General features: G+C 29.1%; 21 protein-coding genes and 1 riboswitch. Of the genes, 12 read left to right on the top strand and 9 right to left on the bottom strand.

The window, feature by feature from the left end; translation table 11 throughout:
• Positions 1–54 precede the first annotated feature (54 nt).
• Together Q4586_RS05700 and Q4586_RS05695 are read left to right on the top strand one after the other, a co-directional pair.
• Positions 55–1251: a hypothetical protein gene (locus Q4586_RS05700; protein ID WP_303527191.1), complete on the top strand. Its 1197-nt coding sequence runs from the start codon at positions 55–57 to the stop codon at positions 1249–1251.
• A 54-nt stretch (positions 1252–1305) separates the two neighbouring features.
• Positions 1306–1920, top strand: coding sequence for an alpha-ketoglutarate-dependent dioxygenase AlkB family protein (locus Q4586_RS05695; RefSeq protein WP_303527189.1), 615 nt, complete (start codon positions 1306–1308; stop codon positions 1918–1920).
• A gap of 4 nt (positions 1921–1924) precedes the next feature.
• Here Q4586_RS05695 and Q4586_RS05690 read toward each other — a convergent pair whose 3' ends face one another.
• Genes Q4586_RS05690 through Q4586_RS05670 form a run of 5 tightly spaced genes read right to left on the bottom strand, consistent with a single transcriptional unit; the run spans position 1925 to position 5878 of the window.
• Complete coding sequence (locus Q4586_RS05690) at positions 1925–3040, bottom strand: ABC transporter substrate-binding protein (RefSeq protein ID WP_303527187.1); 1116 nt, start codon at positions 3038–3040, stop codon at positions 1925–1927.
• A gap of 5 nt (positions 3041–3045) precedes the next feature.
• Positions 3046–3573, bottom strand: coding sequence for an alpha-ribazole phosphatase family protein (gene cobC / locus Q4586_RS05685; protein WP_303527184.1), 528 nt, complete (start codon positions 3571–3573; stop codon positions 3046–3048).
• Entirely contained in the window at positions 3558–4325 is a 768-nt protein-coding gene (locus Q4586_RS05680) for an adenosylcobinamide-GDP ribazoletransferase (RefSeq protein WP_303527182.1), read from the bottom strand. Before Q4586_RS05680 ends, cobC begins: the two co-directional genes overlap by 16 nt.
• Before the next feature lie 4 nt (positions 4326–4329).
• Positions 4330–5370 (bottom strand): nicotinate-nucleotide--dimethylbenzimidazole phosphoribosyltransferase, encoded by a 1041-nt coding sequence (gene cobT, locus Q4586_RS05675; RefSeq protein ID WP_068705754.1) that lies wholly within the window; start codon positions 5368–5370, stop codon positions 4330–4332.
• A 4-nt stretch (positions 5371–5374) separates the two neighbouring features.
• Entirely contained in the window at positions 5375–5878 is a 504-nt protein-coding gene (locus tag Q4586_RS05670) for a bifunctional adenosylcobinamide kinase/adenosylcobinamide-phosphate guanylyltransferase (RefSeq protein ID WP_303527177.1), read from the bottom strand.
• Between the two features lie 97 nt (positions 5879–5975).
• On the opposite strand from Q4586_RS05670, the gene Q4586_RS05665 reads away from it, so the two are divergent.
• From Q4586_RS05665 to Q4586_RS05655, 3 genes are all read left to right on the top strand, one after another.
• The gene (locus Q4586_RS05665) at positions 5976–6914 is read left to right on the top strand and encodes an ABC transporter substrate-binding protein (RefSeq protein ID WP_303527175.1); all 939 of its coding nucleotides are present in this window, start codon (positions 5976–5978) and stop codon (positions 6912–6914) included.
• Between the two features lie 12 nt (positions 6915–6926).
• Positions 6927–7124, top strand: a riboswitch (cobalamin riboswitch).
• 30 nt (positions 7125–7154) lie between these two features.
• Complete coding sequence (locus Q4586_RS05660) at positions 7155–9035, top strand: TonB-dependent receptor plug domain-containing protein (RefSeq protein WP_303527174.1); 1881 nt, start codon at positions 7155–7157, stop codon at positions 9033–9035.
• A 5-nt stretch (positions 9036–9040) separates the two neighbouring features.
• Positions 9041–10135 carry a YncE family protein gene (locus Q4586_RS05655; protein ID WP_303527172.1) on the top strand — a complete coding sequence of 365 codons (1095 nt, stop codon included), beginning with the start codon at positions 9041–9043 and terminating at the stop codon, positions 10133–10135.
• A 97-nt stretch (positions 10136–10232) separates the two neighbouring features.
• Here the strand turns inward: Q4586_RS05655 and Q4586_RS05650 are convergent, their stop codons facing one another.
• Complete coding sequence (locus tag Q4586_RS05650) at positions 10233–10646, bottom strand: thiol-disulfide oxidoreductase DCC family protein (protein WP_068705766.1); 414 nt, start codon at positions 10644–10646, stop codon at positions 10233–10235.
• 141 nt (positions 10647–10787) lie between these two features.
• Between Q4586_RS05650 and Q4586_RS05645 the strand changes: the two genes are divergently transcribed.
• Genes Q4586_RS05645 through Q4586_RS05630 form a run of 4 tightly spaced genes read left to right on the top strand, consistent with a single transcriptional unit; the run spans position 10788 to position 15084 of the window.
• Positions 10788–11477 carry an ABC transporter ATP-binding protein gene (locus tag Q4586_RS05645; RefSeq protein ID WP_068705767.1) on the top strand — a complete coding sequence of 230 codons (690 nt, stop codon included), beginning with the start codon at positions 10788–10790 and terminating at the stop codon, positions 11475–11477.
• Between the two features lie 2 nt (positions 11478–11479).
• Positions 11480–12709, top strand: coding sequence for an ABC transporter permease (locus tag Q4586_RS05640; RefSeq protein WP_068705768.1), 1230 nt, complete (start codon positions 11480–11482; stop codon positions 12707–12709).
• Positions 12710–12711: 2 nt separating this feature from the next.
• Positions 12712–13932, top strand: a complete 1221-nt coding sequence (locus Q4586_RS05635; protein ID WP_068705769.1) for an ABC transporter permease — start codon at positions 12712–12714, stop codon at positions 13930–13932.
• Positions 13933–13968: 36 nt separating this feature from the next.
• The gene (locus Q4586_RS05630; protein WP_068705771.1) at positions 13969–15084 is read left to right on the top strand and encodes an efflux RND transporter periplasmic adaptor subunit; all 1116 of its coding nucleotides are present in this window, start codon (positions 13969–13971) and stop codon (positions 15082–15084) included.
• 71 nt (positions 15085–15155) lie between these two features.
• Here the strand turns inward: Q4586_RS05630 and gcvT are convergent, their stop codons facing one another.
• Complete coding sequence (gene gcvT, locus Q4586_RS05625) at positions 15156–16238, bottom strand: glycine cleavage system aminomethyltransferase GcvT (RefSeq protein WP_068705773.1); 1083 nt, start codon at positions 16236–16238, stop codon at positions 15156–15158.
• Between the two features lie 235 nt (positions 16239–16473).
• Here gcvT and Q4586_RS05620 point away from each other — a divergent pair, with 235 nt between their 5' ends.
• The 3 genes from Q4586_RS05620 (at position 16474) to priA (ending at position 20115) form a co-directional block, all read left to right on the top strand.
• Positions 16474–17019, top strand: coding sequence for a TlpA family protein disulfide reductase (locus Q4586_RS05620; protein ID WP_303527164.1), 546 nt, complete (start codon positions 16474–16476; stop codon positions 17017–17019).
• A 30-nt stretch (positions 17020–17049) separates the two neighbouring features.
• Positions 17050–17268: a VF530 family protein gene (locus Q4586_RS05615; RefSeq protein WP_303527162.1), complete on the top strand. Its 219-nt coding sequence runs from the start codon at positions 17050–17052 to the stop codon at positions 17266–17268.
• Positions 17269–17667: 399 nt separating this feature from the next.
• A complete protein-coding gene (gene priA, locus Q4586_RS05610; RefSeq protein ID WP_303527159.1) occupies positions 17668–20115 on the top strand; it encodes a replication restart helicase PriA in 2448 nt (815 codons plus the stop codon).
• 8 nt (positions 20116–20123) lie between these two features.
• Here the strand turns inward: priA and Q4586_RS05605 are convergent, their stop codons facing one another.
• Both Q4586_RS05605 and Q4586_RS05600 read right to left on the bottom strand, forming a co-directional pair.
• A complete protein-coding gene (locus tag Q4586_RS05605) occupies positions 20124–20519 on the bottom strand; it encodes a VOC family protein (RefSeq protein ID WP_303527155.1) in 396 nt (131 codons plus the stop codon).
• 30 nt (positions 20520–20549) lie between these two features.
• Positions 20550–21275, bottom strand: a complete 726-nt coding sequence (locus Q4586_RS05600; RefSeq protein WP_303527152.1) for an SDR family NAD(P)-dependent oxidoreductase — start codon at positions 21273–21275, stop codon at positions 20550–20552.
• Between the last annotated feature and the right edge of the window lie 48 nt (positions 21276–21323).

Raw genomic sequence — 21323 nt, 5'->3', positions numbered from 1 at the left:
AAAAAAATTAACTATTGGCATTATAATTGTCTGTTCTAATAAAATCAAAAAAACATGAAAAAAACTACTTTACTACTCATTCTTATTTCACTTATAACAATTTCTTGTAGTAGCATTAAAACAACAGAAAAAGCTATAAATTCAGGCGATTATGATAAGGCAATATCTTTATCAGTTAAAAATTTAATAAAAAATAAAAATAAAGAAAAAAATCAGCCCTATGTTGTAATGTTATCTAATGCTTTTAAAAAAGCAACAGATAGAGATGTTTCTAAAATTTCATTTTTAAAAAAAGAAGGCAAACCAGAAAATTTAGAAACAATATATAATTTATATAAAAGATTAAATAATAGACAAGAAAAAATAAAACCGTTATTGCCTCTTAAAAATAATTTAACAGGTAAAAACGCAAAATTTTATTTGGTAAACTATAATGATGAAATTATAAAAGCAAAAGAAAATTATGCTGATTTTTTATATAATAAAGGACTTGCTTTATTGAGTAAAGGAAGAGAAAATAAAATTAATTATAGAAAAGCTTTTGACGAATTTAAATATTTAGATAAAGTAAATTCAAATTATAAAAATACAAGAGATTTACTTGAAGAGGCACATGCAAAAGGAACAGATTATGTATTTTTATCAGTAAGTAATGAAACTGATTTGATAATTCCTAGCAGGTTAGAAGATGATTTGTTAGCAATGGATACTTATGGTTTAAATGATTTATGGACAGTATATCATTCTGAAAAAATAAGACAGATTAAGTATGATTTTGATTTGGAATTAAATATTAGAAGAATTGATATTTCTCCTGAGCAAATTCATGAAAAAGAAATTATAAAAGAAAAACAAATTAAAGATGGCTTTAAGTATTTAAAAAATAATAAAGGTGTTTATGTAAAAGATAGTTTAGGAAATAAAATTAAAGTTGATAATTTTAGAAAAATAAGATGTAAATTATATCGTTTTACTCAATTTAAAAGTAGTAGAGTATCTGGGGTTGTTAAATATTTTAATAATACTACAAATCAATTATTAGAGAGTTATCCTATAGAAAGTGAATTTATTTTTGAACATAGCTATGCTGATTACGATGGAGATAGAAGAGCTTTAGATAAAACTTTTTATGGTTTAACAAAATTAAAATCTGTAGGTTTTCCATCAAATGAACAAATGGTATATGATACTGGTAGTGATTTAAAAGAAAAATTAAAATATATTATTACACGAAATAAATTTAGAAATTAATAATAAATAGAAAATCTCCTTTTATAAACAGGAGATTTTTTATTTTTAGCCATTATGGATTTATTTTCACAATTTGATAAAGAGCCTCAAAATTTACTTCCTAAAGATGGAACTGTAAATTATTATGGGATTGTTTTATCTAGAAAAAAAGCTGATGAATATTACAGTCATCTTTTAAAAAATATAGAATGGAAAAATGATGAAGCTATTATTTTTGGAAAATTAATAGAAACTAAACGAAAGGTAGCTTGGTATGCCAAAAATCCTTTTGAATATTCATATTCTAATCGAACCAAAAGAGCGTTAATTTTTACAAAAGAACTATTAGAGTTAAAAAAAATAGTAGAAAAAGAAACAGAAGAAACCTACAATTCATGTTTGTTAAATTTATACCACGATGGTTCCGAAGGTATGGCATGGCATAGTGATGGAGAAAAAGACCTAAAAGAAAATGGTGCAATTGCATCATTAACTTTAGGAGCTGAGCGTAAGTTTGGTTTTAAACATAAAACAACCAAAGAAACAGTTTATAAGGTGTTAGAACATGGATCATTGTTGGTGATGAAGGACGAAACACAAACGCATTGGTTACATCGTTTACCACCAACAAAAAAAATACATCGACCTCGAATTAATTTAACTTTTCGAACCATTGAAGAAAATAAATAATAGATTATTTCATTTTTCTAAAAAAAGTTAATTCGTAATTAGGTAGTAATTCTGGATTGGTAATTTTAATCATATCTTTTAAAACTAAATCTGGTCTTATAGGTGCTAACTCAAAGTAAATAAGTCCACCAGTTTTTCCTTTTTTTGTTCCAATAGTAAAAACTTTATCCTTGTTTACCGCATCAAACTCTTTGTAATGTTTGTTAGCACTTAAAAGCTGTTCTTTTGTTTCGTATAAACCACAACCAATCCAAAAATCAGCATTTTTACCTTTGTCTAAAACACTTTCAAAACTTAATTGTAAACTTCCAGTTCCCTTAGTATTTTCCCATAAATATTTTAAGTTAGCGTCCTTAAAAAAAGTAGCAACAAAACTTTCGCCTCCAGGAACATTCCATATATCTTTAAACATACTTCCTGATAATATTGTTGGAGAGTTAGTGTTTTTAGCTGCAATTTTTTTAGCTTTTAAATAATTTTTTTCAATAGCATTAAAAATACTATCAGCTTCTTTCTCTTTATTAAGAAGAACACCAAAAAATTTAATCCATTCGGCTCTACCCAACGGAGTTTCTTCAAGCCATTCGCCGTTAAAAACTACAGGAATTTCTGCTTTCTTAATATTATCATATAATTTACTGTTTGGATGTAAAGAAAAACCAACAACTAATTCTGGCTGTAAATCCATTAGTTTTTCGGTATTCATACTTTGTTCAGATCCAAGTTCAACTATTTTACCAGCTTCAATTCTTTTTCTAGTTTTTTCTGATGAAATGTATTTTGCATGTGGAAAACCAATCAACTTATCTTCACTATTTAAAAGTTCTAACATTGGCACATGAGTTGTGCTGGTAACTACTAATTTACTTACAGGAACTTTAATTTGATTCTTAGCAATATTAGTTTTGTTGGTAAGTGTAAATTTAAACTGCTTTTCAGAGTTTTGAAATACTTTTTTAATGATTAATTTTTTTTGATTATTTTCAGAAATAATGTCAAAACCTTTGGCATATTTTATAGTATATGAAGGGGTTTTTATGGCTAAATTTTCTTTTTTTTCTGATTTTTTACATTGAATAAAAAATAAAGAAAAAATTATTAAGGATAATAAATGTTTCATGATTGTTATAAGGTAAATTTTATAATATGTCCATAATTAAGTTTTAAATCGAACGAGTTTTCTAAAGCTCTTTTATTAATATATGACCATAAACTTCTAATAATTCCTGCATGAGTAACTATTACAACGCGTTTTTTGTTTAAAGTTTTTATTTCTTCTAAAAACTTAACAGCTCTAGCGTGTAAATCTAAATAAGATTCGCCATTTGTGGTAGTAACATTCACAAAATCTTTCATCCAAATATCTAATTCTTTTTTGTTGATGTCATCCCATTTTTTTAACTCCCAATTTCCAAAATCGAGTTCTTTAAGCCTGTTATCATAAATAATAATATCAGAAAATTGTTCGGCTAAAAGTTTACATCTTTTAAGTGGACTAGAATAATAAAGTGTTTCTATATCGTTTATAGGAATTTCTTTTAAAATAGGTTTAATTTCATCATTAAAAGTATTAGTAACACCAATATTAGCTTGCCCATAGCAAATTCCTTTTTCAATATCGGGAGTAGTATGTCTAACTAAAATAATTTCCATATAGCAAGTAATGATAAATAAAATATAACTTCAGAAGCTTGTTGTAAAGCTCCAGCACAATCGCCTGTTTGTCCGCCAATCCATTTTTTAAATAAACGACTCATGTATAAATAGGTTAAAAATAATGGAATTAAAACTCCGAATACTTTAATATCTTGAAAGAAAATAAGCGGTAATATTCCAAAAAAACCTGAAATAACCAATGCTTTTGTGCTCATTTTTTGTGTTGTAGGCTTCACTTTAGCAGTGTCAATATCCCTAACATATTCATGAGTATATAGTAAAACGGTGGCTACAAACCGACTAATAGCATGACCAGAGATAAGTATTAACGGAATTTTATTTAAGTGATTATGCAACTCGTTTAAACTGACTATTTTTATTGATAAAATAGAAATTAAGCCTATAACACCATAAGTTCCTAAGCGAGAGTCTTTCATGATGGTTAATATTTTCTCTTTCGTCCATCCGCCACCAAAACCATCGCAAACATCAGCAAAACCATCTTCATGAAAAGCACCAGTTGTCCAGACAGAAGTGATACAACTTAAAATAATAGCTATTAGAGGATTAAAAATAAAAGAAGCTCCGTAAAAAGTAAGTGCTGAAATTGTACCTACAAGAATACCTACTAAAGAAAAATAACGACTACTTTTATTTAATATTTCAGGAGAATGGTTTACCCATTTAGGGCACGGAATTCGAGTGAAAAATAAAACAGCAGTTAAAAAATAATGGATTTGATTTTTCATAAAATTAAGCTTCAGATACATTTGCACTTTTAAAAGTAGCCATTTCATTTAAAAAATTTACAGCTGCTTGTACTATCGGAAAAGCAATGGCACTACCAGTTCCTTCACCTAAACGTAATCCAATATTTAATAATGGTTTTGCATTTAAAAAAGACAACATTTGTTCATGGCCTTGCTCACCAGAAGTATGGCAGAATAAGCAATAATCTACAATGTTTTTATTAATGGCTTGAGCAGCTAATAAAGCGGCAGTAACAATAAAACCATCAATTAAAATGGTCATTTTTAAAGATGCAGCTTCTAACATGGCTCCGCACATCATTACAATTTCAAAACCACCAAAAGTAGCTAAAGCATCCATCGGGTTTTTAATGTTTTTTTCATGTAAATCTAATACACCTCTAAGAATTTGTCCTTTTTTAGTAACACCATCATCATTTAAGCCTGTTCCTTTACCAACACAATCTTCAATTGGCGTATAGGTAAAATAACTCATTAATAAAGCAGCAGATGAAGTGTTACCGATTCCCATTTCGCCAAAACCAATGGTATTTGTACCTTCTTTAAATAATTTAGCTACTATTTGTTTCCCTTTATTTAAAGCTAACAAACAATCATTTGTTGTCATGGCTTGTGTAATACTATAATCTTTTGTGCCTTTTGCTATTTTAGCATGTATTAGATTCTCATTTTCCTTAAAATCAGCATTTACACCAGCGTCAACAATAGTTAAATCAATATTATTTTGATTACAAAACACGTTAATAGCAGCTCCGTTATTCAAAAAATTTAACACCATTTGTTGGGTTACCTCTTGTGGATAAGGACTTACAGATTTTGATTTTACAATTCCATGATCTCCTGCAAAAACAACAATACTAGGTTTCTTTAAAATAGGGGTAAGGGTGTTTTGAATTTGCCCAACTTGTAAAGCAATCGTTTCTAAAGCTCCTAAAGAGCCGATTGGTTTCGTTTTAAAATCTATTTTTTCTTGTAGTGCTTTTTTTATGGTTGCAGAAACTGGTAATATGCTAGTAGAATACATGTTTTTATTTTAAAGTTAAAGGTAATCCAGATACCATAAAAGTAGCCTTATTTGCTTTTTTAGCAATGTATTGATTTACCCAACCTTGTAATTCAGTAAATTTTCGGCCAATTTTAGTATCAGCATGCAAACCCATTCCTATTTCATTAGAAATAATAATAATATTGGCATCTATTTCAATCAATTTATCTATTTCTTGGGTAGCTAAACGTAAACTTTCTTCTACATTATTTTTAGTGTCAATATAAAAATTAGTAAGCCATAAAGTAACACAGTCAATAACTACGGTTGCTTTTTTAGGAATTACGGTACTTATATTTTTTTCCTCTTCAATAGTTATCCAACGTTCATCCCTATCGGAAATATGCCTATCTACACGTTTTTTAAAATCAGCATCCCAAATTCTTGAAGTAGCTAAGTAAAAAGGTGAATCCGATAATGATTCAGCCAACTGTTGTGCGTAACTACTTTTTCCTGAACGCTCTCCGCCACTTATATAATACATCATAATAAAGAAGTAATTTAAAAGCAAAGATTAGAAAGATTTTTAGAAAAAGAAAATAATACTAGATAACTATGTATTTTAGCAGCTTAAAATATTTTTTATGAAAGTTTCTTCATTTATGCCTGCAGTAACCCAAATGATTTATGATATGGGATTACAAGATTATTTACAAGGTATTACCTTTGAGTGCCCTGCAATTGCGCTTGATGAAAAACAAGTTGCTGTACGTTATAAATTAGAAGGACAAACCTTAACTAGTGAAGAAATAAATACTATTTTTTCTAAAACTAAAGCTGAAGGCGGTACTTTATATTATGTTGATGAACCTGTTTTAGAAAGCATCGCACCTGATATTATTTTCACACAAGATGTATGTGATGTTTGCCAGATTGATACAGAGTCTGTAGCTAAATCTGCATTAAAATTAGCTAAAACACCAGAGTTAATATCAATAACACCAAATTCTTTAGAAGATGTTTTTGATAATGCTTTAACAATTGCAAAGGCAATGAACAAAGAGGAGATAGGTGTTAAATATGTGAATGATTTAAAAGAACGTATTTATAAAATAGTAGATACACAACGCGCAAACAGACTGCAATCTAAAAGTGTGATGCTTTTAGAATGGATAGATCCTTTATTTAACTGCGGACATTGGATTCCGCATCAAATTGGGTATGCTGGTGGAGTTGATTTATTATCGCACCCATCAGGAGATAGTATTGTTATTTCTTGGGATAAAATTGTAAAATATGATCCTGAAGTTTTAATTATTGCTCCTTGTGGTTATGGTATTGAAAGAACCATGGAGGATATGCGTTTTTTAGAAGATAAACCTGAATGGAGTTCTTTAAGAGCTGTAAAAAATGGCGAGGTTTATATTGCCGATTTTGCCATGTTTACGCAATCGTCTGCAAGTACTTTAGTTGACGGAATAGCGTGTTTAGCAGCAATGATTCATCCTAAGAACTTTAATATACCAGACAATTTAAAAGTTAAATTTTCTAATTATAATGATTTATTGGTATTAGATAATTAAAAAAATAACATACATTTGCGCAAAATTTTAGGTTTTGATGTTTAGCAACATAGCATCAAATTAAAAGGGAATTCGGTTAAATACCGAAGCTGTTCCCGCAACTGTAAGCTATTAAGCTTGTAATTAATCTTTAAGTCACTGTTTATTTATAAATGGGAAGACCAATTACAAGACGCAAGCCAGGAGACCTGCCTAGATTTTAAATAATTCAAACTTTCGGGATAAAGGTTTAGTATATTTATGAAAACAATATTAAGTATCTTCTTGTTATTTTTTGTTAACACTCTTTTTTCTCAAAAAGACACAATTTCTGTCAATAAACTTAAAGAAGTTATTGTAAACGGAAAAATAAGAACAATTGGAAAACGTATTGGTGCAGAGTCAACTACAATTGATGAAAAACAAGTAGTTAAAAACCCAATTAATTTTACAAATCTTTTACGTTATAATAGCCCTATTTCATTTAGAGATTATGGTAATGGAGGAGTTAGCACAGCTAGATTTAGAGGAACTTCAGCTTCTAATACCTTAGTGTTATGGAACGGGATACCGATTAATGCAATAGGAAGCGGACAAACAGATTTTAATTCTTTATCAGCCAATATTAGTGATAATATAATTGTTCAAAGTGGTGGTAATAGTACCGAATTTGGTTCGGGAGCTATTGGTGGAACAGTTCGTTTAAATGATGAGTTAAATTTTAAAAAGCATAAAAAGTTCCATTTATTTTCTTCTTTCGGAAGTTACAATACAACGTCTAATTTTTTTAAAAGCTCTTTTGGAGATGAAAAATGGAGTGTAAAATTAGCTTCTACAGTTAATTATTCTGATAATAATTATACGTTTATTGACGATAGATATAAAGACACTAATGGTAATTTATTAAAAAACGAAAACGGGACTTATAAAAATTATGGCGTTAGTTTTAATATAGCTCATAAATTTAGTTCAAAAAATACATTAGCCTTTTACACAACTGGCTATTATGGTAATCGTTTATTTTCAGATGGATTACCTAATCCATCAGCTGGTAGTGAAAGAAATGAAGATTTTAATCAACGTAATTTATTACAGTGGAATTATAGTTATTCATCACAATTTAAACAACTAATAAATATTGCTTATTTAACACAAGAGTATCGATATTATGATAATAAAAATGCTGACAATTTTAGTTTTGGGAAATCTAAAACCATTCACGCTAATTATTCATTAACTTACAAACCTTCTAACATAATATCTTTTAATTACAAAACAACTTTTGAAAACATAACAGGTAGTAACTCTCAAATAACTACTAAAAAAAGAAATTCGGTAGCTTTTATTGGAAATATAAAATATAAACCGTTTGAAAAGTTACTTACAAACTTACAAGTAAGAAAAGAATTAAACTCTGATTTTAATGTGCCAACTTCAATATTTATTGGAAGTGAATATAAAGTATCACCCAAATTTACTGTTTTAAGTAATTTTTCTACAAATTATAGAACACCTACTTATAATGAAAGTTACTGGCCTATTGTAGGTAATTTAAATTTAAAACCAGAAAATTCACTTCAGGGAGAAATAGGTATTTCATATAAAAATAAAAACGTAGTATTAAAATCAACCGTATTTTATATACATACAAATGATAAAATCCTTTGGTTGCCAGCAGGAGGAAGTAATTTATGGATACCAAAAAATGTAAGTGATGTAGTAAATAAAGGGGTAGAATCTTTTATTAGTTATCAAAAAAAAATAGGAGAACATACTATTGATATTTCATCTAACTACACCTATACAAAAGCAACAAATAAAGAAACGGCTAAAATATTACCATATGCTCCTTCGCATTTGTTAAACTATACTGTCAATTACAAATACAAACGAGCAACTATTTTTTTACAAGGTTTATACCAAAGTAAAACATATACTAACGAAACAAATTTAAGTTTTTATTCTCTAGAGCCTGTTAATGTACAGAATATAGGAATGACTTATAATTTATCAACAAAAAAAATAAAATTACCAATAATTGGGCTAACCGTAAATAATATATTTAATAAAGCATATTATTTTTCAAATTTACGCCCTATGCCTGGTACAAACTTTAACATCAACATAAATTACAAATTTTAAACAAAATGAAAATTACAAAATTAATTTTACAACTTTTTTTAGTTAGTATACTTGTTACTTCTTGTTCTGATAATGAGAAAATAGTTGAAGTGCTAAAAGATGAATATACCAAAGGTATTATTATAAGTGCTGAAGGAAATTTTGAAGACAAGGATGGTTCTATTTCTTATGTAAGTAATGATTTAACTGAATCTCATAATTTTATTTATGCAGGTAAAAATGGGGCTTTATTAGGAGGTTTAATACAATCAATTACGTTTACAGATACAGAAGCGTATGTTATTTTAAATGATGTGAATACAATTGTAGTTGCAGATAGATATACTTTTGAGAAAAAAGGGCAAATTACTACTGATTTAAAAAATCCTAGATACATGACAATTGTTAATGGAAAAGGATATGTTACGAATTGGGGAGAAACAAAATGGGGAGATGATATAGATGATGATTATGTCACAGTTATTAACTTAAACACATTAGAAGTTGATTCTAAAATAGATGTAGCTATTGGTCCTGAACAAATATTAAATAAGAACAATAAATTATATATTTCACATAAAGGAGCTTATGGTTCAAACAATATTGTTTCTGTAGTAGATTTAAATGCTAATAATAGTATTTCAACGATTACTGTTGATGATAATCCTGATGAAATGGTTTTTGACAATGCAGGTAATTTAATTGTTTTATCGGAAGGTAATACAACTTATGATGCAGATTTTAATGTTGTTGATAAAACAACATCTGCTATTTCTTTTATTGATTTATCAAGTAATACTATTTCTAAGAAATTAGAATTTCCTTCAATGGAAAGCGCTGCTTATATGACTTACCAAAATGGAAAAGTATATTATTATAAAGGAGCTGATAGTAAGGTATATACAATTGATGAAAGTGCTACAGTTTTAGCAACCGAAGGTATAGATGTAGGAGGTATTTATGGAATGAATGTTAGAGATAATAATCTTTTTACTGTTAGTTACGAGTTTTCTACAACTACAACTTTATCTAAATTTAAAGTTCATGATTTAAATACAAAGTCAGAAGTTTATACTTCTTTAGTAGGTATTGGAGCCTCAAAAATTTATTTTAATAATTAATTATAAACAATATTACCAGTTTATAATTAAAGGGAGAATTGCAAGCATAAACATAGAAAAAGAAGAAAAAATCCTACCTTATTTGGTGGGATTTTTTTTATAAAAATTTGTCGCTTATGTTTTTAGTAGGAACCATACACGCATCTTTTTTACCAAACCATCTATAACGATTTTTAGCAATAAAATCATAAATAAAGTTTCTAAAACTTTCAGGAAATAGCCAAAAAATTGATGTTAGTTTCCATAAGCCATTAAAATGATTCATAATTTTTATAGCTGCAGACGATTTTATATCATAACTAATATTTGGTTCATATAAAATGATAGAATCAACTTTAGCAGTATCAATGCCTAAATAATCAATAATTTCTTTTCCTTTTTTAGATTGTATGGAAGCAAAAATAAATAAATTCTTTTTATCAAGAGTAATAATTTTTAATATCGCTTGGTTACAAAAATTGCATACTCCATCAAATAAAATTATTTTTTTATCTCTTGGTAAATCAGTCATTATATTTTTTTTAAAAAGATTAAAACAAAAATATAGATAAATTATGTAACATTTTAAAACAAGAAGCGTCTAGTAGGTAAGTAAATAAAGATTTTAAATATAAAATCAATATTTATTTTGATATAACAATTAACCAATACTATGATTCGAATAGAAAACCTACACAAATCTTATCCAATAGGAAAAGATAAACTTCATGTTTTAAAAGGATTAGATTTACACATTAAAGAAGGTGAATTTGTATCGATTATGGGATCTTCAGGATCTGGAAAATCTACCTTATTAAATATAGTAGGGTTATTAGACACACACGATGAAGGTAATTATTATTTAAACGGACAATTAATTGAAAATTTAAATGAAAAAAAAGCCGCTATCTTGCGTAATAAATTTTTAGGTTTTATTTTTCAATCATTTAACTTAATATCCTATAAAACAGCTTTAGAAAACGTTGCGTTACCCTTATATTATAAAGGAGTAGCTAGAAAAGAACGTTTAGAAATAGCCTTAAATTATTTAGATAAAGTAGGTTTAAAAGATTGGGCACATCATTTACCAAATGAACTTTCAGGAGGACAAAAACAGCGTGTAGCAATTGCCAGAGCTTTGGCAACCAAACCAAAAGTAGTATTGGCAGATGAGCCAACAGGAGCTTTAGATTCATCAACAACCGACTCGGTAATGGATTTGTTGAAAGAAATTAATGATGAAGGAATGACGGTTTTTGTAATTACTCACGAAGAAGAAGTAGCAGAGCAAACAAACAGAATTGTACGTTTAAAAGATGGTGTAATTATTAGTGATGAGTACACCAATGCAAAAGCAATTTAATTATGTTTGATATAGATACTTGGAGAGAAATTTTTCAAAGCATTAGCAAAAATAAACTACGCTCTATTTTATCAGGATTTACAGTAGCCTTTGCTATTTTATTGTTTACATTACTTTTTGGTATTGGTAATGGACTTCAAAATACATTTAAAAATGAATTTGCAAAAGACGCTATAAATTCAATCTACATCAGTTCAAACCTAACAACAAAGGCATATAAAGGACATCAGGTAGGACGTAGAATTCAATTTAAAAATGATGATTTTGAATTTATAAAGGAAGAGTATTCTGATAAAATTCAAATGATCAGTCCGCGTATTCAAAGAAGTTCAAAAGTTGTTTACAAAACAGAAGAAGATAATTATACAATTAGAGGTGTATATCCTAAATATGACATATTAGAATCTGCCGAAGTAACTGAAGGACGTTTTTTAAACATAAGAGATTTAAAAGAAAAAGCAAAAGTTGTGGTTATTGGTCGTATGGTTGAAAAAGATTTATTCGGTCAATTAAGTGCTTTTGGCAAGCAATTAAATATTGGTGGAATTATGTATAAAGTTATCGGTGTTTTTTCTGATCCAGGGGGCGATAGTGATGAGCGTTATATTTATATGCCATTTACCACCATACAACAAATTTATGGTAATAACGATTATATTGGAGATTTTGGATTAACATATAATCCTAAATTAAGTATAGATGAAGCTATTGCATTTGGAAATAAAATGCGAAGAGAATTAAAAAAGAAGCACGAAATAGATCCAAACGATCAAAGAGGAATTAGAGTAAATAATTATGCCTCAGATAATAAAGAGGTATCTAGTATGATGGTTGGTTTAGGTATTTTAATTTTAATCATCGGTTTAGGAACTTTAATCGCAGGAGTAGTAGGTATTAGTAATATAATGGTATACGTTGTAAAAGAACGTACTAAAGAACTAGGAATTAGAAAAGCAATTGGAGCTAAACCAAAATCGATTATTACAATGATTATGTTAGAGTCAATTTTAATAACAGCTTTGGCAGGTTATTTAGGATTGGTGATTGGTGTAGGTATTTTAAAAATAGCCGGACCAAGTTTAGAACAATATTTTATTTTAAACCCAGGTGTTTCACAACCCGTAGTAATAGGTGCTACAATTACTTTGATATTAGCAGGTATGATAGCTGGATATTTACCAGCAAAAAGAGCAGCACAAATTAAACCAATAGTAGCTTTAAGAGCAGATTAGTTATGAAATTTCTATTTGATAAAGATGTATGGCAAGAAATTTACGAAAGTATTCGTAAAAATAAAACAAGAACTGCAATTACTATTTTTGGAGCTTTTTGGGGGATTTTACTTCTTGTAGGGTTATTAGGAGCCGCCAAAGGAATTGAAAATGGTTTTAATAGCATGTTTGGTGATTTTGCCACTAACAGTGTTTTTATGGCTGGTGGCAGAACCTCTAAAGCTTTTAAAGGTTTTCAAGAAGGACGACAAATACAATTAACCACTAGCGATGTTGAAAAAATTAACAGTGAGGTTAAAGGTGTAGAGTTTGTAGTGCCAAGAAACGCTACAGGAGGTTTAGTTGTAAACGGATTAAAAACAGCAAATCTTACTATTTTTGGAGATTACCCGTTACTAGATAAAGTACAAAAGAAAAACTTAATTGAAGGACGTTTTATTAACCAAAATGATATTAACCAAAACAAAAAAGTTTGTGTAATTAGTGATGATGTTTATGAACAGTTATATGATAAAGATGAAGAGGTTTTAGGCACTTATTTAAAAATAAATAACATTGGTTATAAAGTTATAGGTGTTTATAAACCTGGTAGAATTGGAGGTAGAGGAAATACAGTTCACATTCCATTTAGTACCTTTCGTTTAGTATACAACACAGGTAATAAGTTTGAGTGGATGATGGTAACAGGTAAAGCTGGTTTTGACATTGAACAAGTTGAAATAGATATAAAAGGTTTGTTAAAAAGTATTCATAAAATTCATCCAGATGATACTAGAGCTTTTAACGGATTTAACTTAGGTAAAGAAATTGCTAAAGTCACAGGTTTTTTAACCGGAATGCAATTTTTAACATGGTTTGTTGGTATAGCTACCTTAATAGCAGGAGTATTTGCTATTGGTAATATATTATTAATTACGGTAAAAGAACGTACTAAAGAAATAGGAATACGAAGAGCATTAGGAGCAACACCTATTATGATTCGTCAACAGATTATACTAGAATCAATTTTTTTAACCTTATTAGCAGGGTCATTAGGTATTATTGCAGGAGGTTTAATTTTAATGATTATCGATAAAGCAGATATTTTAACAAACCCAACAGTAAATATACCAATTGTGTTAATTGCTTATGCAGTATTAATTATATTAGGAACCTTTATAGGGTTTATACCTGCATACATGGCAACAATCATACAACCAATTGAAGCATTAAGAGAAGAATAAAACAAAATCAATTAACAAGAATATAAATAGATAAAAATGAAAAAAGTAATCATCTTTGGCGGAATAGCGTTAGCATTAATACTAGTGTTAGTATGGTTTGGAAAAAAGAACAGCGCTTCACCAATAGAATATAAAACTGAAAAAGCATTTAAAGCAACGATTGTTAAAAAAAGTGTAGCAACTGGTAAAGTTGTTCCTTTAGAAGAAGTTGAAATTAAACCACAAATAGCAGGTATTATAGATAAAATAGTTGTTGAAGAAGGGGCAATTGTTAAGGCAGGTGATTTAATAGCTACGGTAAGAGTTGTACCAAATGTAGCATCGTTAAACAGAGCAAATGGAGTTGTAAAAAATGCAAAATTGTCATTTAATAATGCAAAAACACAATTTCAGAGAACAAAAAATTTATTTGATAAAGGAGTAATTTCTCGCCAAGAATTTGAAAATGCAGAATTAAGTTATAACAATTCAAGACAAAACTTAGCCAATGCACAATCTGATATGGATATTATTAAAAAAGGTACTACATCAGGTTTAGGGAATGCAGCAAACACTAGTATTAGAGCTACCACATCAGGTATGATTGTTGAAATTCCTGTTAAAAAAGGATATCAAGTAACACAAACAAACGATTTTAATGCAGGTACAACTATTGCCCGCATTGCAGATATGACTAAAATGATTTTTGAAGGTCAAGTTGATGAGTCAGAAGTTGGTAAACTAGTAAAAGGAACAAATATTGAAGTAGCTTTAGGAGCTATTGAAGATAAAAAGTTTCCAGCAGTTTTAAACTTTATTGCACCTAAAGGAACTGATGAAGGAGGAGCTGTACAGTTTAAAATTAAAGCAGATGTTACTTTAGATGAATCTCATTTTATTAGAGCTGGTTACAGTGCAAATGCAGAAATAGTTTTAGCTAAAAAAGATAGCGTTTTATCAATTAAAGAAGCATTATTACAATTCGATAGGAAAACTGAAAAACCTTATGTTGAAATAAAAACTGGCGATCAGGAATATGAAAAGAAAGATGTGAAATTAGGATTGTCTGACGGAGTTAATGTTGAAATTTTAGAAGGAGTTACCGCTACAGATGAGATAAAAATATGGAACAAAGTTTCTAAAGAAGAAAATAAAACAAATAGAAATAACTAGTGATTTTAGTTTAATATCATAAAAAAAGCAACTCAAATGAGTTGCTTTTTTTAAATTTAAATATTTTAAGCTTATCCTTTGTAAAAAGGTAATTTAACTACTTTTGCTGGTATTTGTTTTTTACGAACTTGAATAAAAATTTCAGAATCTACTTTAGAGTTTTCTTTAGTAACGTATCCTAAACCGATTCCTTTACCTAAAGATGGACTCATAGTACCAGAAGTAACACGACCAATTACAGTACCTTCACTATTAACAACATCATAACCTTGGCGAGGAATTCCACGCTCTGTCAATTCAAAAGCAACTAATTTTTTAGTAACACCAGCTTCTTTTTGAGCCTTTAAAGCTTCAGCGTTTACAAAATCTTTGGTAAACTTGGTAATCCAACCTAAACCAGCCTCTAAAGGAGAAGTAGTATCATCAATATCATTACCATATAAGCAATAACCCATTTCTAAACGTAAAGTGTCTCTTGCTGCTAAACCTATTGGTTTAATACCAAAATCTTTACCAGCCTCAAAAACTTTTTTCCATACAGCTTCTACATCTTCATTTTTAACATAAATTTCAAACCCACCAGAACCTGTATAACCAGTTGCCGATACTATAACGTTTGGTAAACCAGCAAAATCAGTAATTTCAAAAGTATAAAATTTAATAGTTTCTAAATTTACTGAAGTTAACGATTGCATTGCTTCAACAGCTTTAGGCCCTTGAATAGCAAGTAATGACCATTCCTCTGAACGGTTTTCCATTTCAACCTTTAAGTCGTTATGAGAAGAAATCCAGTTCCAATCCTTTTCAATATTAGACGCATTTACAACTAGCATATACTCATTTTCGGCAATCATATAAATAATTAAATCATCTACAATTCCGCCATCAGCATTTGGCATACAGCTATATTGAGCCTTTCCCGGTGTTAATTTTGAAGCATCATTAGAAGCTATTTTTTGAATTAAAGCCAATGCATTTTCTCCTTTTAAAAAAAACTCTCCCATATGGCTTACATCAAAAACACCAACACCGTTTCTTACGGTTTCGTGTTCTAAATTTACACCTTCGTATTGTACAGGCATGTTATAACCCGCAAACGGAACTAGTTTAGCACCTAATGCTTCATGTATATGTGTTAATGCAGTATTTTTCATTTTAAAATTGTTTGTTTTAAAGTAATTGCTAAAATATTGAAAATATGACAAACAAATAGCGTGATTTTGTTTAATATTTTGATGATTTATTAACCAAAAAAGTGCTAATATTTTCTAGTTCTTGTTAAAGAGTCTTATTTTTGAGTACTAATTAAATTTATACTACCTGTTTTAGATAAATTGTTTTTTGTGTAAATTAGATGTTAAATTAGCGACATATTAAGAAAATAATTAAATGAAATTATCAAGAAAAAGTATATTTAATATTGCATTTGTAATTATAATAGGATTGTTATTATATCCGCCAACTAAAGTTTATTTTATAAGATTAATTTCTTTTTCACCTTCAGTTATCACTGAAGATGAACAAGTAAATTTAACTGATTATAACTGGAATTTAAAAGGATTAAATACCTCAAATATCGATTTTAACGACACTAAAAATAAGGTGGTTTTTGTAAATTTTTGGGCAACTTGGTGCCCGCCTTGTATTGCCGAAATGCCTAGTGTCCAAAAATTATATAACGATTATAAAGATAAAGTAACTTTTGTTTTTGTAAGTAATGAAAAATGGACGGTTATTAATGATTTTTACCTAAAAAACAATTATAATTTACCAACTTATAACTCGTTAAGTAAAATACCTGAACAATTAAAAAGTAATTCGATTCCTGCTACTTTTATTATTGATAAAAAAGGAAATATTGTTACCGATAAAAAAGGTGCTGCCAATTGGAACAGTGCTAAAGTTAGAGCGTTATTAGATAATTTAATCAAGTAGAAGCTTTACTTTTGTAGCTTTATATAAATTATGAGTCAAGAACAACCTAATAATCCGCTTCACGGAATTAAATTAGCTACCATGTTAGAAGAACTATATTTAGAATATGGTTGGGAAGAAATGGGAGAAATTTTAAGTATTAATGCCTTTAAAAAGAATCCAACGTATAAATCGAGCTTAAAATTTTTAAGAACAACTCCTTGGGCAAGGGCTAAAGTCGAAAAGTTGTATTTAGAGTATATTAGTTAATTTAAGTCATATTTCTTATTTTCAGCGTCATTCCATATTTATTTCGGAATCATAACTTGACAAGAAGCTTGTTATTTGTTAAGAGAAGCTGAAATAAGTTCAGGTTGATACATTCAGTATATCGTTAATAAAGGATAATCATAAATAAATTTCATTTAGAATCTAAATAACTTTGTCTTTTAAAACCAATTTCACTCCATTATTTTGGATTTTACATAATTGAAGTCATAAATACCTTTGTTTTTCTGTTTACAATGTAGTGATTTTTGTGTAGTTTTGAATTTATCAGTTCCAGTAAAAAATATTTGAACAGATAAGAGAAAATTAAATTTATATTGAGAACTAAATAAAAAACTTCTCGATATAATTTTATTCATTTCAATCATAAAATCACTCGAAGTGACACCATATTTCATCGACGTTATATTACCAATTCCGTTAAAAAAAACATTTACGTATTCGGTAAATGAAGCAGAATTTTCATTTCTTAAAAAAGGAATGCGCGTAGCAGTATCTTTCGGAAAAAGTAAAATTTATACCGCTTTGGTGTTTAATATTCATCAAAATGCACCAGAATTATACGAAGCAAAAGATATTCATCAAATTTTAGATGAAAAACCGATTGTAACTGAACGTCAATTAAAGCATTGGCAATGGATTTCTAACTATTATATGTGTTCTTTAGGTGATGTTTATAGAGCTGCATTGCCATCAGCATTTTTGTTAGAAAGTGAAACTATTATTTATAAAAATGAAACTTTTTCGGATGAAAAAAGTTTAACTGATGAAGAGTTTTTAATTTTTGAAGCCTTACATCATCATTCGCAATTAACCATTCATCAGGTTTCAGATATTTTAGGCAAAAAAACAGTTTTACCAATTATTAATGGTTTAATAAATAAAGAAGCTGCTTTTATTAAAGAAGAAATTTACGAAACATATAAACCTAAGCTGGTTAAATATGTTCGTTTAAATGCAAAATATACCTCAAACGAGGCACTTCAGGGTTTGTTAGAGGAACTTTCAAGAGCAAAAAAACAACGAGAAGCGGTATTAGTTTATTTTCAGTTGGCGGTTTCCAAAAAACCGATAAAAGCAAAAGATTTAGAAGAAAAATCAGGGGTTTCATCCGCAGTTTTAAAAGCGTTGGTTAGTAAAGATATTTTTGAGTTTTACGAAATTCAAACAGATCGTATTAATTTTAAGGGAGAAGCGAATCAATTAAAAGAATTGAATGAATTTCAACAGCAATCTTTCAACGAAATTAAAACTTCTTTCGAAACTCAAAATGTAACCTTATTACATGGTGTTACAGGTTCTGGAAAAACAGAAATATATGTAAAACTGATAAAAGAGGTTATTGCAGAAGGAAAACAAGTTTTGTTTTTATTACCTGAAATAGCTTTAACAACACAAATAATTACCCGTTTACAACATTATTTTGGTGAGCTTATATCAGTTTTTCACTCAAAATATTCGATGAATGAACGGGTAGAAGTTTGGAATAATATGTTAGAAAACAAACCCAAAGCACAAATAATTTTAGGAGCTAGATCGTCAGGTTTTTTACCTTTTAATAATTTAGGATTAATAGTTGTTGATGAGGAGCACGAAAGTTCGTACAAGCAATTTGAACCCTCGCCACGTTATAATGCTCGTGATGCAGCAGTAGTTTTGGGACATTTACATACAGCAAAAGTTTTATTAGGTTCGGCTACACCATCATTAGAAAGTTATTATAACGCGAAGCAGAACAAGTATGGTTTTGTTGAGTTAACAAGACGTTTTGGAAATATTCAATTACCAAAAATTGAATTGATAGATGTAAAAGAAAAACATCGAAAAAAGGAAATGAAAGGTCATTTTTCTGATCGATTATTAAAAATGATTACCGAGGCTTTAGAAGAAAAGGAACAAGTAATTTTATTCCAAAATCGTCGCGGATTTTCTCCAGTTGTTGAGTGTACCACTTGTGGTGTTTCTCCACAATGCCCAAATTGTGATGTTAGTTTAACATTTCATAAATTCCGCCGAGAATTAAAGTGTCATTACTGCCATTATCAACGTGCAATGCCAAATAATTGTGGAGCTTGTGGTAGTAATACTTTAGATACCAAAGGTTTTGGAACAGAACAAATAGAGTTAGAATTAAAAGAACTTTTTCCGAAATATAAAATCGGAAGAATGGATTTAGATACGACACGCGGTAAATATGGATATCAAAAAATAATTGGCGCTTTTGAAGCACAAGAGATTGATATTTTAGTGGGTACGCAAATGTTATCGAAAGGATTAGATTTTGAAAACGTATCATTAGTAGGGGTTTTAAGTGCCGATTCTATGCTAAATTTCCCCGATTTTAGAGCGCATGAAAGAGCGTACCAATTAATGGTGCAAGTATCGGGTAGGGCAGGACGCAGTAAAAAACAAGGTAAGGTAGCGATACAAACGTATAATCCGTATCATCAAATTTTACAGCAGGTTTCTACAACAAACTATGCAGAAATGTATAAAGAACAGTTGCAGGAACGCTGGCAATTTCAATATCCGCCTTATTATCGATTGATAAAAATAACCTTAAAACACAAAGACTATAATCGTGTAGAAAACGGTGTAAATTGGTTAGCAAAATCGTTGCAAAACGTATTTCAAGATAACGTGTTAGGTCCAACAGCTCCAGCAGTTTCCAGAGTTCGGAATTTATATATTAAAAATTTAACGATTAAGATCCCTCCAAAACAATCGTTAGTTAAAACAAAGGAACAGTTACATAAAATTAAAAATACGTTTGAAGCAGTAAAAGATTTTAGACCTATTCGTTTTATTATTGATGTAGATGCTTATTAATAATTGTTTTATAACATTTCTACAAGTTGGATGTTGTTACCACAAGTATCATTAAAAATAGCGTATTTTACAGTTGGTGTTTCGGTTGGTTTTACGCTAAAACCTACATCAAGTTTAGTAAGTCGTTCGTATTCTTTATTAAGATTTTCAACATTAAATTGCGTGTAAGGTATGCCAGCTTCCATTAATGCGTTTTGATAAGCTTCAGAAGGTTTAAAGTGCAGCGGAGCAGGTTCTAACGATAACTCAGGGCCATCTATAGCATCTTTTGAAACTACAGTTAACCATCTATTCTCTCCACCAACAGGAATATCATGTTTTTTAATAAAACTCAATTTTTCAGTGTAAAATTTTAAAGCCTTTTCTTGATTTTGAACAGGAATGCTAATTAATGCTATTTTCATTGATATTATTTTTTAAGCTTGTTGTTTATATTAAAAGTTTCTAATGTCAACAACAGCTCCGTTTTGTAATTGATTTTCAGTATCAATTTTATAAATTGTTTCTGCAACAAAATCAGGAGTGTATAAACCATTGCTTTCTTTTAAATCAACAAAACGTTGTACGCTATTAAAATCAGTTTTACTAGTGTTTCTTATTTGAGATTGCATATTGGTATCTACAACGCCAGGATAAATTGAAACGCACTTTACACCGTTTTCTATTTCAGTTTGTTCAGTAGCAATTGCCTTGGTCATCATATCAATAGCGGCTTTTGATGTGCAATAAATAGCCCAACCTTGATACGGGTTTACCGCTGCGCCAGATGAAATATTAATAATTTGTTTTTTGCAGATTAATTGCTGTGTTAATTTGATAAATAAACCAGATAAAATAAGTGGAGTAGTGGTGTTTAATTGTATGGTTTTAGAAATATCGTTAGCTTTTAAGTTTTCTAAATTTGATATTTGGCCTAAACGGCCTGCATTATTAATTAAAGTAATTGAGGCTATTTTAGGCGTTATAATTTCTTTTAAAAGATGTGTAAAAGTGTTTTCTGTAGCTGTTATGTCTGATAAATCTATGGCAACATCAGTTATGTTTTCTAAACCAGATGATGTTCTTGCTAAAGAATATACCTTGTAGTTTTTGTTAGCATATTTTTTAGCCAATGCTTTTCCAATTCCTTTGCTTGCTCCCGTGATTAATATAATATTCATAAAAGTAAAAATACAAAATGAAACTTTATTACGAGAAAGAAGAAGGAG

It is taken from the genome of Tenacibaculum soleae (genome assembly GCF_030549005.1).
GTDB lineage: Bacteria > Bacteroidota > Bacteroidia > Flavobacteriales > Flavobacteriaceae > Polaribacter > Polaribacter soleae.
The sequence above is the reverse complement of the archived record's forward strand: the minus strand, read 5'-3'. Positions and strand labels throughout refer to the sequence as shown.

Coding starts and splice junctions, on each gene's coding strand:
- Q4586_RS05700 (WP_303527191.1), top strand. CDS start 55: ATGAAAAAAACTACTTTACTACTCATTCTTATTTCACTTATAACAATT.
- Q4586_RS05695 (WP_303527189.1), top strand. CDS start 1,306: ATGGATTTATTTTCACAATTTGATAAAGAGCCTCAAAATTTACTTCCT.
- Q4586_RS05690 (WP_303527187.1), bottom strand. CDS start 3,040: ATGAAACATTTATTATCCTTAATAATTTTTTCTTTATTTTTTATTCAA.
- cobC (WP_303527184.1), bottom strand. CDS start 3,573: ATGGAAATTATTTTAGTTAGACATACTACTCCCGATATTGAAAAAGGA.
- Q4586_RS05680 (WP_303527182.1), bottom strand. CDS start 4,325: ATGAAAAATCAAATCCATTATTTTTTAACTGCTGTTTTATTTTTCACT.
- cobT (WP_068705754.1), bottom strand. CDS start 5,370: ATGTATTCTACTAGCATATTACCAGTTTCTGCAACCATAAAAAAAGCA.
- Q4586_RS05670 (WP_303527177.1), bottom strand. CDS start 5,878: ATGATGTATTATATAAGTGGCGGAGAGCGTTCAGGAAAAAGTAGTTAC.
- Q4586_RS05665 (WP_303527175.1), top strand. CDS start 5,976: ATGAAAGTTTCTTCATTTATGCCTGCAGTAACCCAAATGATTTATGAT.
- Q4586_RS05660 (WP_303527174.1), top strand. CDS start 7,155: ATGAAAACAATATTAAGTATCTTCTTGTTATTTTTTGTTAACACTCTT.
- Q4586_RS05655 (WP_303527172.1), top strand. CDS start 9,041: ATGAAAATTACAAAATTAATTTTACAACTTTTTTTAGTTAGTATACTT.
- Q4586_RS05650 (WP_068705766.1), bottom strand. CDS start 10,646: ATGACTGATTTACCAAGAGATAAAAAAATAATTTTATTTGATGGAGTA.
- Q4586_RS05645 (WP_068705767.1), top strand. CDS start 10,788: ATGATTCGAATAGAAAACCTACACAAATCTTATCCAATAGGAAAAGAT.
- Q4586_RS05640 (WP_068705768.1), top strand. CDS start 11,480: ATGTTTGATATAGATACTTGGAGAGAAATTTTTCAAAGCATTAGCAAA.
- Q4586_RS05635 (WP_068705769.1), top strand. CDS start 12,712: ATGAAATTTCTATTTGATAAAGATGTATGGCAAGAAATTTACGAAAGT.
- Q4586_RS05630 (WP_068705771.1), top strand. CDS start 13,969: ATGAAAAAAGTAATCATCTTTGGCGGAATAGCGTTAGCATTAATACTA.
- gcvT (WP_068705773.1), bottom strand. CDS start 16,238: ATGAAAAATACTGCATTAACACATATACATGAAGCATTAGGTGCTAAA.
- Q4586_RS05620 (WP_303527164.1), top strand. CDS start 16,474: ATGAAATTATCAAGAAAAAGTATATTTAATATTGCATTTGTAATTATA.
- Q4586_RS05615 (WP_303527162.1), top strand. CDS start 17,050: ATGAGTCAAGAACAACCTAATAATCCGCTTCACGGAATTAAATTAGCT.
- Q4586_RS05605 (WP_303527155.1), bottom strand. CDS start 20,519: ATGAAAATAGCATTAATTAGCATTCCTGTTCAAAATCAAGAAAAGGCT.
- Q4586_RS05600 (WP_303527152.1), bottom strand. CDS start 21,275: ATGAATATTATATTAATCACGGGAGCAAGCAAAGGAATTGGAAAAGCA.